The sequence below is a fragment of the Streptomyces sp. NBC_00569 genome (genome assembly GCF_036345255.1).
Taxonomy (GTDB): Bacteria; Actinomycetota; Actinomycetes; order Streptomycetales; family Streptomycetaceae; genus Streptomyces.
The window spans coordinates 4,427,011-4,441,872 of record NZ_CP107783.1; the positions used below are offsets into that span (position 1 = coordinate 4,427,011).

At 71.8% G+C, this 14,862-nt stretch carries 9 protein-coding genes and 1 riboswitch; of the genes, 4 read left to right on the top strand and 5 right to left on the bottom strand.

Going from position 1 to position 14,862, the window contains the following annotated elements; translation table 11 throughout:
* Positions 1 to 126 precede the first annotated feature (126 nt).
* Genes OHO83_RS19800 through OHO83_RS19810 form a run of 3 tightly spaced genes read right to left on the bottom strand, consistent with a single transcriptional unit; the run spans position 127 to position 4,855 of the window.
* Complete coding sequence (locus tag OHO83_RS19800) at positions 127 to 1,329, bottom strand: VWA domain-containing protein (RefSeq protein ID WP_405635517.1); 1,203 nt, start codon at positions 1,327 to 1,329, stop codon at positions 127 to 129.
* Positions 1,329 to 3,719, bottom strand: a complete 2,391-nt coding sequence (locus OHO83_RS19805; protein ID WP_330279680.1) for a DUF5682 family protein — start codon at positions 3,717 to 3,719, stop codon at positions 1,329 to 1,331. The genes OHO83_RS19800 and OHO83_RS19805 overlap by 1 nt, the downstream gene beginning before the upstream one ends.
* Positions 3,716 to 4,855: an ATP-binding protein gene (locus OHO83_RS19810; protein WP_266673476.1), complete on the bottom strand. Its 1,140-nt coding sequence runs from the start codon at positions 4,853 to 4,855 to the stop codon at positions 3,716 to 3,718. The genes OHO83_RS19805 and OHO83_RS19810 overlap by 4 nt, the downstream gene beginning before the upstream one ends.
* A 179-nt stretch (positions 4,856 to 5,034) precedes the next feature.
* Between OHO83_RS19810 and OHO83_RS19815 the strand changes: the two genes are divergently transcribed.
* Both OHO83_RS19815 and OHO83_RS19820 read left to right on the top strand, forming a co-directional pair.
* Positions 5,035 to 6,432 carry an SWIM zinc finger family protein gene (locus tag OHO83_RS19815; RefSeq protein ID WP_330279681.1) on the top strand — a complete coding sequence of 466 codons (1,398 nt, stop codon included), beginning with the start codon at positions 5,035 to 5,037 and terminating at the stop codon, positions 6,430 to 6,432.
* Positions 6,433 to 6,494: 62 nt separating this feature from the next.
* A complete protein-coding gene (locus tag OHO83_RS19820; RefSeq protein WP_330279682.1) occupies positions 6,495 to 8,129 on the top strand; it encodes a DUF5691 domain-containing protein in 1,635 nt (544 codons plus the stop codon).
* A gap of 113 nt (positions 8,130 to 8,242) precedes the next feature.
* Here OHO83_RS19820 and OHO83_RS19825 read toward each other — a convergent pair whose 3' ends face one another.
* On the bottom strand, positions 8,243 to 8,659 hold the full coding sequence (locus tag OHO83_RS19825; RefSeq protein ID WP_100594811.1) for a cobalamin B12-binding domain-containing protein: 417 nt from the start codon (positions 8,657 to 8,659) through the stop codon (positions 8,243 to 8,245).
* A 437-nt stretch (positions 8,660 to 9,096) separates the two neighbouring features.
* On the opposite strand from OHO83_RS19825, the gene OHO83_RS19830 reads away from it, so the two are divergent.
* Complete coding sequence (locus tag OHO83_RS19830) at positions 9,097 to 10,089, top strand: lipase family alpha/beta hydrolase (protein ID WP_330279683.1); 993 nt, start codon at positions 9,097 to 9,099, stop codon at positions 10,087 to 10,089.
* 221 nt (positions 10,090 to 10,310) lie between these two features.
* On the top strand, positions 10,311 to 11,897 hold the full coding sequence (locus tag OHO83_RS19835) for a M23 family metallopeptidase (protein WP_330279684.1): 1,587 nt from the start codon (positions 10,311 to 10,313) through the stop codon (positions 11,895 to 11,897).
* 29 nt (positions 11,898 to 11,926) lie between these two features.
* On the opposite strand, the gene pcrA is transcribed toward OHO83_RS19835, so the two are convergent.
* Positions 11,927 to 14,437, bottom strand: a complete 2,511-nt coding sequence (gene pcrA, locus OHO83_RS19840; RefSeq protein ID WP_330279685.1) for a DNA helicase PcrA — start codon at positions 14,435 to 14,437, stop codon at positions 11,927 to 11,929.
* Positions 14,438 to 14,705: 268 nt separating this feature from the next.
* Positions 14,706 to 14,855, top strand: a riboswitch (cyclic di-AMP (ydaO/yuaA leader).
* Positions 14,856 to 14,862: the final 7 nt, after the last annotated feature.

Here is a 14,862-nt window from a genome sequence, read left to right on the forward strand (position 1 = left end):
CCCGTACGAGGGGCGCGGGGACGCGGGACGCGTGGGCGCGGGGATGAGAACAGCCGCACCGATCCTTGCACGGGACGCCCGAGGTTGCGCAAGCCCCCTGTTACCGATGGGTAGTCATGTCCTGATTTACGGCCTCGCGTTCGCCGGGTTCCCTGCGTCCGGTATCGGCAGCGGCCGCTTCTCGATCGCCGCCGCCATCACCTCCGGGAAGAGATCCGGAGTGCACGCGAAGGCCGGTGCCCCCAAGGCCGCGAGCGCCGCCGCGTGCTCCCTGTCGTACGCGGGTGCCCCCTCGTCGGACAGCGCGAGCAACGTGACGAACTGCACTCCCGACGCCTTCATCGCGCTGACCCGCTTCAGCATCTCGTTCCGGATGCCGCCTTCGTAGAGGTCACTGATGAGGACGACGACGGTCTCTGCGGGGCGGGTGATCTGCGACTGGCAGTACGCGAGCGCTCTGTTGATGTCGGTGCCCCCGCCGAGCTGCGTGCCGAACAGGACATCGACCGGGTCGTCGAGCTGGTCGGTGAGGTCGACAACGGCCGTGTCGAACACGACGAGCCTCGTGTTGATGGACCGCATCGAGGCCAGCACGGCGCCGAACACGGAGGCGTAGACGACGGACGCCGCCATCGAGCCCGACTGGTCGATGCAGAGGATGACCTCTTTCTTCACCGACTGGGACGCGCGTCCGTATCCGATGAGCCGCTCGGGGACGACCGTGCGGTACTCCGGCAGATAGTTCTTGAGGTTGGCCGCGATCGTGCGGTTCCAGTCGATGTCGTGGTGGCGGGGCCTGTCGATACGGGCGCTGCGGTCGAGCGCGCCGGTGAGGGTCGCGCGGGTCCGCGTGGCGAGGCGCTTCTCCAGGTCCTCGACGACCTTGCGCACGACGGCGCGTGCGGTCTCCTTCGTCGTCTCCGGCATCGCTTTGTTGAGGGAGAGCAGCGTGCCGACGAGGTGCACGTCGGCGTCGACCGCTTCCAGCATCTCCGGTTCGAGCAGGAGCGCGGACAGGCCGAGGCGGTCGATGGCATCACGCTGCATGACCTGCACGACGGAGGACGGGAAGTACGTCCGGATGTCGCCGAGCCAGCGCGCCACGGACGGCGCGGACGCCCCGAGGCCGGCCGAACGGTCACGCCCCCGCCCCTCCTTCCTGTCCCCTCCCCCGTAGAGGGCGGTCAGGGCGCCGTCCATCGCCGCGTCCTGACCCGCCAGCGCGCGGCCGGTGCCGTCCGCCTCGTCCCCGCCGAGTACGAGCCGCCAGCGCCGCATCCGCTCGTCCCGGGCTCCCCCGCTGAGCTCGTCCATCTGGTCGACCGCCATCAGGCCACCCCCACAAGGTCGTTGTCACCCCGGCCGGAACCGGAGCCGGAACCGGAACGGGATGTGGCGTCGGCGTCCGCGTCGTCCGTCCCGAGCAGCAGCTGCAGCACGGGCAGCACCGCGTCAGCGCGCGCCCGGTCGAGGCCGGGCCCGAACCCCGGCGGTGCCGTGCCCACGGCCGCCGTGGGTCCCGCCCCCGCGGGCCCGCGCCGCACCAGCTCGCCCAGCGTGCGGCGCACACCGGATTCGTAGGCGGAGAACGTGCGGCGCAGCAGCGGCAGCACGTCCGTGAACGCGTCGGCGGAGACACCCGTCAGCCAGTCGTCGACGAGCGTGAGCAGCCGCTCGTCATGTACGAGGAGCAGCCCGCCGCCGGAGCCGCCGCCGACGAACCCCTCGATCCAGGCGGCGGCCTCGGCGGGCCCGGTGCCGGGCGAGAGGGCGAGCCCCATCAGCCGCGCGGCCTCGCCCTCGGCCAGCTGTCCGTCGTCGAGGAGCAGCCGCGCGCACCGCCCGCGGATCACGCCGGCCACGCTGTCGCGTGCGGCGAGGACCCGCAGCACGGAGTGCCAGCGGCCTCTGTGTCCGGCCGTCCCGTCGTCCTCCAGGAGCCCCACCGCCGCGTGGACCGCCTCCACGTGGCCGCGCATCTCGGCCGCGGCGTCCCCGTCGAGTCCCGCGCACGCGGGTGGCAGGCCCACGAAGACGCGCTCGGCGAGACCGGCCGCGACCTCGCTCAGTGCCTGGGTGTCCGTGCCCCGCACGTCGCCGTAGCGCAGGGAGCGGACGAGGGCGGGCAGGGCCTGGGCGAGATGGCCGACGTCCGCGTCCATCGCGGCGCGGTCGGCCAGTACGCGCATCACCACCGGGAGGGCTTCCGGCAGTTCGGCGAGGAGGCAGCGCTCGGCGAGGGCCGTGACGTCGGCGAGGGCCTGTGCGCCGATCGCGTCCGCCTCGGCTCTGGCGGTGGCGGCCGAGAGCACGGTCGTGCCCCAGACCCCCGCCTCGGCGACGCGCACGGACAACTCGGGTTCCCAGCGCAGCCGCCAGGTCTCCCGGAACGTGCCGGTGGAGGCGCGCACGGACCGGGCCGGCTCGCCCCAGCCGACGTCGAGGAGGCGGAGCCGGTGCAGAAGCCGGCTGCGCGCCGCGTCGGTCTCCTTGCGCAGGTCGAGCTCCAACTCCCGCTCCAAGGGCTCCGGTTTGAGCCGCAGGGAGCGCTGAAGCCGTGTGAGGTCGCGTTGCAGCGGCACGGCGGGCGCCGCGTCCGGGACCTCGCCGAGCACGTCCCCCACGACGAGCTTGTCGTGGACGAGCGCCAGGGGTACGTCCGACCCCTCGCACATCACGGCGCGGATCGCGTCCGTCGTCTCGGTCAGCCCGGCCAGCGGACGTCCCCGCATCGCGGCCAGTGTCTCGGCCAGCCGTACCGCCTCGATCACGTGTGCCGAGGACACGACTCTGTCCTCGTCCCTGAACAGCCCGGCGACCTTGGTCATCCAGCGTTCGACGGGCCGGTCCGGGGCGCTGAACAGATGCCCGTACCAGCCGGGCGAGTCGATGCCCGCTCCGTATCCCCCGGCCCGCGCGAGACGGCGGTGCGTCCAGGGCACCCAGGTCATGTCGACCTTGGCCTTGGGCAGTCCCTTGAGGACGGCCCGGTCCGCGGCGAGGGTCGTCTTCACACGCAGCGCCGGCACGTGCCACGCACCGCACACCACGGCGACCTCGTCCGCGAACTCCTTCTGCGCGGCGCGCAGTTGAAGGCGCATATAGGCCTCCCGCACGAGGTCCCGCTCGTGCCCCCCGTCCCCGTACTCCTCCCGCAGCGCCCCCATCGCCTCACCGAGCGCCTCGAACGGCGCGAACGCGTCCCCCGCCCCGGCCCGGTGCTCGACGACGTCCTCCCACCAGCGCTCCGGGTCGTCGTGTCCCGCGGTCTCGGCGAGTACGGCGAGCGGATCGACGCGCATCGCTTCCCTGACGTCGTCCCCGCTCTGGTCCTCGCCCTGTTCCCCGGTCCTCTCGGGGTCGTCAGGCGTCGTGGCCTGCGCGCGCAGGGCCAGGCTGTGCGCCGCCGGCAGGTCGATGAAACGGACCGGCACGCCCCGCTCCAGGGCCCAGCGGATCGCGACCCACTCCGGGGAGAACTCGGCCAGCGGCCAGAACGCGGAGCGCCCCGGCTCGTCCACGACATGCGCCAGCAGCGCGACCGGCGGCACCATGTCCTCGTCGGCGGCGAGCGACACCAGGGCGTCCGCCTCGGGTGGCCCCTCGACCAGGACGACACCCGGACCGGCCGCGTCGAGCGCGGCCCTCACAGCCCTGGCCGAACCGGGGCCGTGATGGCGCACCCCCAGCAGCAGCGGCCCCCTCCCCCGCTCGCTCATACGCTCACCTCACGGCACGCGCGGTAGAAGTCCTTCCAGCCGTCCCGCTCGCGCACCACGGCCTCCAGGTACTCCTGCCAGATCACGCGGTCCGCGGCCGGGTCACGCACGACGGCGCCGAGGATGCCCGCCGCGACGTCCGACGGCCGCAGCACCCCGTCCCCGAAGTGGGCGGCCAGCGCGAGCCCGCTCGTCACGACGGAGATGGCCTCGGCCGTGGACAGCGTGCCGCTCGGCGACTTCAGCTTCGTACGCCCGTCCTCGGTGACGCCTGCGCGCAGCTCGCGGAAGACCGTGACGATGCGGCGGATCTCGTCCGAACCGTCCGGAGCGGCCGGCAGGTCGAGGGAGCGGCCGATCTGGTCGACGCGGCGCGAGACGATGTCGACCTCCGCCTCGGCGCTCTCCGGCAGCGGAAGCACCACGGTGTTGAAGCGTCGGCGCAGCGCGCTCGACAGGTCGTTGACCCCCCGGTCCCGGTCGTTCGCCGTGGCGATCAGGTTGAAGCCCCTGACGGCCTGCACCTCCTGACCCAACTCCGGTATCGGCAGGGTCTTCTCCGACAGGATCGTGATCAGCGTGTCCTGCACGTCGGCCGGGATGCGGGTCAGCTCCTCGACCCGGGCCGTCATGCCCTCGGACATGGCGCGCATGACGGGGCTGGGCACGAGGGCGTCGCGGCTGGGGCCGTGCGCGAGCAGCCGCGCGTAGTTCCACCCGTACCGGATCGCCTCCTCGGGCGTGCCCGCCGTGCCCTGGACGAGCAGCGTGGAGTCGCCGCTGACGGCCGCCGCGAGATGCTCGGAGACCCATGTCTTCGCGGTGCCCGGCACGCCGAGCAGCAGCAGGGCGCGGTCCGTGGCGAGCGTGGTGACGGCGACCTCGACGATGCGGCGCGGCCCCACGTACTTCGGCGTGATGACCGTCCCGTCGGACAGCGTCCCGCCGAGCAGATACGTGGCGACGGCCCACGGCGAGAGACGCCAGCGCTCCGGGCGCGGCCGGTCGTCCTGCGCGGCCAGCGCCGCGAGTTCGGCGGCGAAGGCGCCTTCGGCATGCGGCCGCAGCGCCTGCGCGGCTCCCTGATCCCCCGCGGACGCGGCGCTCTTCTCGGTCGGTTCGACGGACACGGTCATGGCGATCCCCCTCGATTTCGGCCGGGCTCAGCCGGCACGTCCCGCACATTCCGAGCACTCGGCCGGGATGTGACTCCACCGTGCACCACGCCACTGACAATCACCGGTCACACGCCGTTGACCTGCGCCAACACCCGCGCCACCGACGATTGTCAGTGGCGGGACCTACCTTCGGGAACATGACTCAGCAGGGGGTGCGCTGGACGGCGGACCAGGTGCTGGCACTGGCGCCTGACGCCCCGTCACGCAAGGCGGGAAGCAAACTCGGCGTCGCCGGACCGTGGTCGGAGGCGGGAAGTTCGGGCGAGGGGATGGTGTGGGGGCTCTGCAAGGGCAGTGGCAGCAAGCCGTATCAGACGGTCGTGGATGTCGCGGACGCGGCGGGACCGGCCTACAAGTGCAGTTGTCCGAGCCGTAAGTTCCCGTGCAAGCACGCACTCGGGCTGCTCCTGCTGTGGGCAGGGGCGGACGGCTCGGTACCTGATGCGCAGACGCTTCCGGACTGGGCGGAGCAGTGGGCCGAAGGGCGCAGGAAGCGGGCGCGGACCAAGCGGGAGACGGATGCGGCCGGGGGCGCTGCCGCCGATCCCGAGGCCGCGCGCCGCCGGGCCGAGCGCCGTGCCGAACGGGTCACGGCGGGCGCGGGCGAGCTGGAGCAGCGGCTCACGGACCTGCTGCGCGGCGGCCTCGCCTCGGCCGAACAGGCCGGTTACGGGATGTGGGAGGAGACCGCGGCCCGCATGGTGGACGCGCAGGCGCCCGGACTCGCCGCGCGAGTGAGGGAGTTGGGAGCGATACCCGCGTCAGGCCCCGGCTGGCCGATGCGGCTCCTGGAGGAATGCGCGCTACTGCACCTCCTCGACCGCGGCTGGCTGCGCCGCGACCTGCTCCCCGCCGGACTCGCGGCGACGGTCCGCTCCCGCGTCGGGCTGCCGTCATCGGCGGACGGGCGCCCCACCCGGGACCGATGGCTGGTCCTGGCGCAGTACGACGCGGCCGACAGCCGGCTCACCACCCGCCGAATATGGCTGTACGGGACGGAGTCCGGCCACACGGCGCTCCTCCTCTCCTACGGGGCGGCGGGCCGCGCCCCGGCGCTCTCGCTGCCGGTCGGCCTCGCGCTGGACGCCGAGCTCTCCGCGTACGCGGGGGACGGTCAGCTCCGCGCGGACCTGGGCGAGCAGTTCACGGCGCCCGCCCCAAGTCCCGTACGTCCCAAGGGGGCCGGCGTTGCGGAGGCGGCGGCGCGGTACGGGGACGCGCTGGGCCGCGACCCATGGCTGGAGTCCTGGCCGGTGACGCTGAGCCGGGTCATACCGACCCCGGACGACGCGGGCGGCGGCTGGCAACTGGCGGACGCGGAGGACGATTCGGCGCCGGCGGATCCGGCGGGAGCGGCTTCGGAACGACTGGCGGTCCCGATCACCCCGAAGGCGGCGTCCGGGCCCGGGCTGTGGCGGCTGGCCGCACTGTCCGGCGGAGCCCCGGTCACCGTCTTCGGCGAATGCGGCCACCGAGGTTTCACCCCTCTTACGGCCTGGCCCGAAGGCCCCGGGGAAGCGGTGGCGCTGTGCTGACGAGCCGGACGCCGAAGACGACGGAGACACCCGGACGGGCTCATTCCATGGAGAGGAGCGACATGAACGGCCCTTCGACCGCCGACGCCACGAGCGCCGGCATCACCGCCACCGGTGACCCATGGGAAGAGCTGGTCACCGTGGCCCTGCTGGGAACGGACCGGCGGACGCCACCAGAGCACTCGACCGGCGTCGACGCACCCACCGCGCTGCTCGACGCCGCCGCCGTACAGACCGTACGACGGCGGGCCGGGCTGCGGCCGGCGCCCGCTGCCGCGCCCCCGGCACGCGCGGCGGGCGACCCGCGGCCCCCGCTCCCGGCCCCCGCGCGGCGCAGACTCGCGATGCTGCTCACCGACCGCCCCGGCTCCGGAGGCGGCCGCCGCGGAACGGCCCCCGACCTGATGGAGCTGCTGCCCCAGTGGCTGGCCGGGGCCAACGCACAGGGGTACGCGGCGCCCCCGGATCTCCTCCCCGCGCTCCTCGACGCGGCCCGCGGGCGCACGGATCTGCGGCCGCAGGCCCTCACGTTCGCCGGCCCGCGCGCGCTGTGGCTGGCCCGGCTGAACCCGGACTGGAAGTTCGCGCTGCGCTCGACCCCCGGTGGCGGGACAGCCCTCCCGGCGCCTGGTGATGCGGCCGACGTGCGGCGTCTTTGGGAGGAGGGCCTGTTCGCCGAACGGGTCACGCTCCTGGCAACGGTACGTGCGCACAGCCCGGCAGCGGCACGCGAACTGCTCGCCACCACCTGGTCCGCCGAGCGGGCAGAGGACCGGCTGATGTTCCTCGACTCGCTGCGGTCGGGGCTCACCGACGCCGACGAGCCGTTCCTGGAACAGGCGTTGTCCGACCGCAGCCGCAACGTCAGAGCCACCGCCGCGGAGCTGCTCTCGGCACTCCCCGGTTCGGCCCTCGCGGCCCGGATGGCATCGCGCGCCGCCTCCTGTGTCGCCGTCGACCGCACCCAGGGCGCGGCGACGATCACCGTCGAGGCGCCGCACGAGTGCGACGCGGGCATGGAGCGCGACGGCGTCGTCGCCAAGCCACCGACAGGCCGGGGCGAACGGTCGTGGTGGCTGGGGCAGTTGGTCGAGGCGACGCCGCTCGGCGGCTGGACCGCGCGGTTCGGAGGCCGCACCCCGGAAGAGATCGTCACCTTGCCGGTGGCCGACGACTGGCAGGGCGAGCTCCACGCCGCCTGGTGCCGGGCCGCGGTGCGCCAGCGGGACGCCATATGGTCGCGCGCACTCCTGGGCGCGCCCGCGTCACCGGATGCCGGGGGCCCCGGCGCCGTATCGCTGTCCGAGCGGGCGAAGCTTCTCGGCGCGCTGCCCGACGGCGAACGCGCCGCGTGGGTGGCGGGGTTCATCGCGACGCACGGCCTGTCCGAGGCGTTCCAGTTGCTCGGGGTCTGCGCCCAGCCGTGGGCCGAGCCACTCGGGCGGGCAGTGGTGGACGCGCTGAACATCGCGCGGGACGCGGGCAGTTACCCCTGGAGCTTCAGCGGCGTCATGGGCCTGGCCGAACGCTGCCTGGATCCCGCGGAGGCGTCCCGCCTCGACGGCCTCACCGCCACCCCGGACGAACCGGAGGACGCGGCCCCCGGAGCCGGCAGCTACTGGTCGGAAGCGTTCCAGCGCCTGGTCAGCACATTGCGCCTGCGGCAGGCGATGCGGGACGAGTTGAGAGGCACGTAGGCGCTGGAGGCAACGGCGAGGCAGGGCAGGGGAACGGTCCGGTTCGGGCGGGAGCGCGACCCACGCACCGAACCGGCACTCCCGCGGCCTCACCTGGGAGGGGACCGGAGAGATCAAGCCCCGGCAGGCTGGCGGACGTTCGCGTTGACCCAGTCCACGATCGACGCCGTCGTCGCGCCCGGGGTGAAGATCTCCGCGACGCCCTTCTCCTTGAGCGGAGCGATGTCCGCCTCAGGGATGATCCCGCCGCCGAACACCTTGATGTCCGCGGCGTCGCGCTCCACGAGGAGCTCGATGACGCGCGCGAAGAGCGTGTTGTGCGCCCCGGAGAGAATCGAGAGACCGATCGCGTCGGCGTCCTCCTGGATCGCCGTGTCGACGATCTGCTCCGGCGTCTGGTGCAGGCCGGTGTAGATGACCTCCATACCGGCGTCGCGCAGCGCCCGCGCGATCACCTTGGCCCCGCGATCGTGACCGTCGAGCCCCGGCTTGGCGACCACCACGCGGATCGGACCGGCTGCCACACCCATCACTGCCTCCATGAAGCGACTTCTACCCGATACCTGACCTATGCGTACCCGGGAAGTGAACGAACGTTATCGACAGCATCCCGCAACCGGCCGTTTCGCGGTGCGGAGCGAGGGGGAAATCACACGATGGGACACGTTCGCTGCGCGCCACAGCCGCCGCAGGCGGCTCAGAAGCCGCATACGGGGGCCACGGGCGCAAGGGGAGCCGCAAAGAGACAGCCGCACCACACCGCCGCGGGCCGCGCGGCGGGCGGCACGGCGCGCGTCAGCGGGGCGGGACGTACGGGTATTTCGTGACGCACCGCGACCGTCACTCACGGGCATCGACTGATCACCGCTCGCGTACGACGCGCATCGTCGGCCACCTCGGCGCATGCTTCCCATGAGGGCACACGGGAGACAGAGCCGTTTTCCCGGGTGCCGACGGGAGGTCGGCCATGAAGGTCACGATGACCCTGCCTTTTCGCCCACTCTGTCAGCTGATCCCTGCCAGGCTGGTGTTCCCCGCCAGACTGACCGGAGTCTCCGTCTCACTGCTGAAGGCGACCGCTCTCGAGGTCGCGATTCTCGCCGGACACCTCTTGCTGTACCCGTCCGGCATCATCCAGGAGCGCAGGGCCGCCCCCGCACTCCCTCCGCTCGGCTACGCCCCCGCCCCGGAGGGCATGGACGAGGGTGACGACGAGGCCACGTACCTGACGGAGAGCGGCACCCTGCCCGGTCCTGGCGCCCAGAGCGCCCACAGCGACGACACGTGCGGCGCACGCCTGCCGGCCCCCGACAGCAAGCCGCCGGTCCTTCTCCTGCACGGTTTCATCGACAACCGCTCCGTCTTCGTCCTGCTGCGCCGCTCGCTCGCCCAGCACGGCCGGGACCACGTGGAGTCACTCAACTACTCGCCGCTGACCTACGACATCCGCACCGCCGCCGCGCTGCTCGCCCGCCACGTCGAGGAGATCTGCGAACGTACGGGCCACGACCGGGTGGACATCGTGGGGCACAGCCTCGGCGGCCTCATCGCCCGCTACTACGTGCAATGCCTGGGTGGCGATCTGCGCGTACGCACCCTCGTGTCGCTCGGCACCCCGCACAGCGGGACCACGGTCGCGCCGCTGATGGACGCGCACCCGATCGTCCGGCAGATGCGACCCGGCTCGACCGTCATCGAGGAGCTGTCGCGGCCCGCCCCCGGCTGCCGCACCCACTTCGTGAGCTTCTGGAGCGACCTCGACCAGGTCATGGTTCCGCTGGAGACGGCCTGCATCGACCACCCCGACCTGATCGCGCAGAACGTCCGCGTCACGGGCGTCGGCCACCTCGCGCTCCCCGTCCACCCGGCGGTCGCCGCCGGTATCCGCCAGGCACTCGACGCCGCGGAGGCGGAAGGAGCGCGCACCACCGACGCGGTGAATGGCCTGACGGTCGCCTGACTCCGGCCTGAACCTGCCCCCGGAACGGTCCCCGAACTGGCCAAACGTCGAACGATTCTCGAACGCAGGGCCAAGGCTCTGCCCACAGTCCGCCGAAAGACGGCCGAATGCCCGTTTCCTGCGAGCGGGAAACCTGCTGAAGATTGTCGTGCCCGCATACCGCCGGGTACAGTCACCGCACTGCTCTGGCAGCCCCTGTTGTCGAGGCGAAAGAGAAGTTGGTGAACGACCGTCACCCGTCGGGGACTCAGACCACCCCGGCCCCGGCTCAGGACGCCGACTACGCGCCCTACGCTGCATATGACCAGCAGAGCGCCCAGTACGGCGGCCACACCGGTTACGACGGCTACGCCACCGGCGGTTTTGCCGCCGACCCCCTCTTCGGCGACCTGCCCGGCGCGCAGAACACCGGCACGTACGACAACAGCCAGTGGTCGAACGGGGCGCACCAGACGCTGACGACGCAGGAACCCCAGCACCTCGACCCGTACGCGGCGCAGCAGCACGCCGTCGCGTACGGCACCGGCGGCTACGACACCACCGCTGTCTGGGGGACCGCCGCTCACGAGCAACTCGGCGGTATTCCGGCCCAGTCCGGACCGGACCATTCCGGCCAGTGGGACAACAGCGCCTGGGCCGACCAGACCGGGCAGTGGGACGCGAACGCCTTCGGGGCTCAGGCTCAGGGATTCACCACACAGGACGCGTTCGCCACGCAGACCTTCCAGGCACCGGCGGCCTTCGAGACCCAGGCGTTCGACGCGCAGGCCTATGAGACACAGGTCTTCGAGACTCAGGCCTTCGAGGCCCAGCCCTTCGCGACGCAGACCTTCGAAGCGCCAATCTTCGACACCGGCGCGTACGACGCCACCGCGTGGAACTCCGCGGGCGCCGAAGGTGACGACAGCGCCCCCGACGCCCGACACGACTACGGCCAACCCGAAGCTCCCGAGCCGGAGTTGAGCCACGACGACAGTCATCACGACAGCTACAGCGAGGGTCTCGACGACGTCGAGGAAATCGTCGCCCGCGACGAGCGGCCCGCCCCGTTCACGCCGGCCCAGCGCGCACGCTCCCGCCGCCGCTCCCCCGCCAAGCGCTCCGCGCTGCTCACGGTCGCGGTGCCCTCGGTGTGCGTGATGGGCGTCGCGGGAGTCGCCGCGGCCTCCGTCGGCGGGCTCGGCGGCGACGACAGCAAGGACACGACGGCGGCCTCCGCGCCCGACGCGACCGCGGTGAAGCCCTCCGTAGCCAACAACAAGCTCGACACCCAGCTCGCGGACCTCTCCGCGGACGCGGGCGACTTCGCCGACCGTGCGAGCCGCACCCAGGAACGTATCGACCTCAGGGCCAAGCAGCAGGCCGAGCGGAAGCAGGCGGCGGAGGAAGCGGCGCGCAAGGAGCGTCTGCGGCCCAAGTTCGTCCTCCCGGTCAAGCAGCGCGGGCTGAGCGCGTACTACGGGCAGGCCGGCATCAACTGGATGTCCGTGCACACCGGCATCGACTTCCCCGTCTCGTACGGCACTCCGGTGATGGCCGCGACCGACGGCACCGTCCGTACGCAGTGGAACAGCGCGTACGGGAACATGACGATCCTGACGGCGAAGGACGGCACGGAGACCTGGTACTGCCACCTCTCCAGCCACACCGTGATGAGCGGACCGGTCAAGGCCGGTGACGTCATCGCGCACTCCGGGAACTCCGGCAACTCCACCGGTCCGCACCTGCACTTCGAGGTGCGTCCCGGCGGCGGCTCGGCCGTCGACCCGCTCCCGTGGCTCCGCAGCCACGGGCTCGACCCGACGTAGGGCCGAGCCTCTCCCGGCAGCGGCCTTCCCTACAGCTTCTCCACCGGCGCGTACCGCAGCAGCAGGCGCTTCGGCTTGGGCTCGCCGAAGTCGACCGTGGCCTCCGCGTTCGCCCCCGTGCCCTTGACGCCGACGACCGTGCCGAGGCCGAACTGGTCGTGCGTCACCCGGTCTCCCACCGAGAGCGCGACGACGGGCTTCTCCGTCGCCCGGCGCGTGGCGAACGCCGGTGTCGAGCGCGAGCGCGACGACGAGAGGGACGCGGCGATGCCGCTCGTCGGCCCCGCCGACTTGACGGGCGCCATGGCACCCGTCCGCTTCCACTCCAGATGCGCATCCGGGATCTCCTCCAGGAAGCGCGACGGCGGGTTGTACGAGGGCTGGCCCCAGGCGCTGCGCAGCGTGGAGCGCGTCAGATACAGGCGCTCACGCGCGCGCGTGATGCCGACGTAGGCGAGCCGGCGCTCCTCCTCCAGCTCCTTGACCTGGCCGAGGGAGCGCATGTGCGGGAAGACGCCGTCCTCCATGCCGGTCAGGAAGACGACCGGGAACTCAAGACCCTTGGCGGTGTGCAGCGTCATCAGCGTGATGACACCGGAGCCGTCGTCCTCCTCGTCCGGGATCTGGTCGGAGTCGGCGACGAGCGCGACCCGCTCCAGGAACTCGGAGAGCGTACCGACGCTCGCCTCGCCCTCACCCTCGGCCGCGCCGTCCGCCGTCGCGCTCTCCTGCTCGAACTCCAGGGCCACGGCCGCGAGTTCCTGAAGGTTCTCGATGCGGGTCTCGTCCTGCGGGTCCGTCGACGACTGCAACTCGGCGAGATAGCCGGTCCGTTCGAGCACGGCCTCCAGGACCGTGGCCGGGCCCGCGCCCGACTCGACGATCGTGCGGAGGTCCTCCATCAGCGTGTTGAACCGCTTCACCGCGTTCGTCGAGCGGGCCGCCATTCCGTACGCCTCGTCGACGCGGCGCAGCGCCTGCGGGAAGGAGATCTTCTCCCGCTGGGAGAGCGCGTCGATCATCGCTTCGGCGCGGTCGCCGATGCCGCGTTTCGGCACATTGAGAATGCGGCGCAGGGGGACGGAGTCCTCGGGGTTGGCGAGCACCCGCAGATAGGCCAGGACGTCCCTGACCTCCTTGCGCTCGTAGAAGCGGACTCCGCCGACGACCTTGTAGGGCAGGCCGACGCGGATGAAGATCTCTTCGAAGACACGGGACTGCGCGTTCGTCCGGTAGAAGACGGCGACGTCGCCGGCCTTCGCGTCGCGCGCGTCCGTGAGCCGGTCGATCTCGTCGGCGACGAACTGCGCCTCGTCGTGCTCGGTGTCCGCGACGTAGCCGGTGATCTGCGCGCCCGCGCCCGCGTTCGTCCACAGATTCTTGGGGCGGCGGGATTCGTTGCGCTCGATGACCGCGTTGGCGGCGGAGAGGATGGTCTGCGTCGAGCGGTAGTTCTGCTCGAGCAGGATCGTCGTTGCGTCGGCGTAGTCCTCCTCGAACTGGAGGATGTTGCGGATGGTGGCTCCGCGGAACGCGTAGATCGACTGGTCGGCGTCACCCACGACGCACAGCTCGGCCGGCGGGAGGTCGCCCTCACGCGGCGGCTCGTCCTCCGCCCGGCCGCCGCCGGCCGTCCCCACCAGCTCCCTGACCAGCGCGTACTGCGCGTGGTTCGTGTCCTGGTACTCGTCGACCAGGACGTGGCGGAAGCGGCGGTGGTAGTGCTCGGCGACGTCCGGGAAGGCACGCAGGAGGTTCACCGTCGTCATGATCAGGTCGTCGAAGTCCAGCGCGTTCGCCTCGCGGAGGCGGGACTGGTACATCGCGTAGGCCTGGGCGAGGGTCTTCTCGAAGCCGTCGGCGGCCTGAGCCGCGAAGTCCTCCTCGTCGATCAGCTCGTTCTTCAGGTTCGAGATCTTGGCGCTGAAGGACTTCGGGGGGAACTTCTTCGGGTCCAGGTCGAGGTCGCGGCAGACCAGGGCCATGAGGCGCTTGGAATCGGCCGCGTCGTAGATCGAGAACGACGACGTGAAGCCGAGCTTCTTCGACTCGCGGCGCAGGATACGGACGCAGGCGCTGTGGAACGTCGACACCCACATCGCGTTCGCCCGCGGGCCGACGAGGGACTCGACGCGCTCCTTCATCTCGCCCGCGGCCTTGTTCGTGAACGTGATCGCGAGGATCTGGCCGGGGTGCACGCCGCGCTCGCCGAGGAGATACGCGATGCGGTGCGTGAGCACACGGGTCTTGCCGGAGCCCGCGCCCGCCACGATGAGCAGCGGGGAGCCGCCGTGGACGACGGCCGCCTTCTGGTTCTCGTTCAGCCCGTCGAGGAGCGCCGCCGGGTCGAGCGCCGGGCGCGGGGCGCCGTCCCGGTAGTACGCGTCCCTGGCCGGGGGCACGTCGAACTTCCCGTCGAACAGGTCGTCCGGAACGTGCTCCGGAGCCGTGTCGTCCTCGGGCGGCGGCGGGGCATGCTCCTCACTGGCCTTCGAAGCCGTGAGGTCCGCCAGGAAGCTGTCGTCAAAGAGGCTGCTCATCGCTCTACGAGTCTAGGCCGCCCCACTGACACCCACGGCCGCCCCGGAAACTTCCCCCCGACTTCGTGAACCCGGCCACCTCTCGTAGTGCGGGAATCACCTTCCGTGAGGGTTACCGGGGGTCACGAACAAGATTGACGAAGGTCACGAAAATGTATCGGGCATATCGAACATCAACCTTCACAGCAGCCACACGAGTTGGTTAGCGTGCTCCGCGGGCCACCCGTCCCCCCGCCGGCAACCGCGCCGCGAACGGGTCGCCCCCGCTGAGTTCAGTACGCCGAGAGGCATGGAACCGGGGACCCACGACCTTTGGGGTGAATCAGCCGACGACCCGTCAGGGTGCGGCCGTAGGGCAGCCTTCCGAATCTCCGCCCGAACCCGACAGCTAACCCGGTAGGCGGTCATGGGAAGGAGACGCGCCC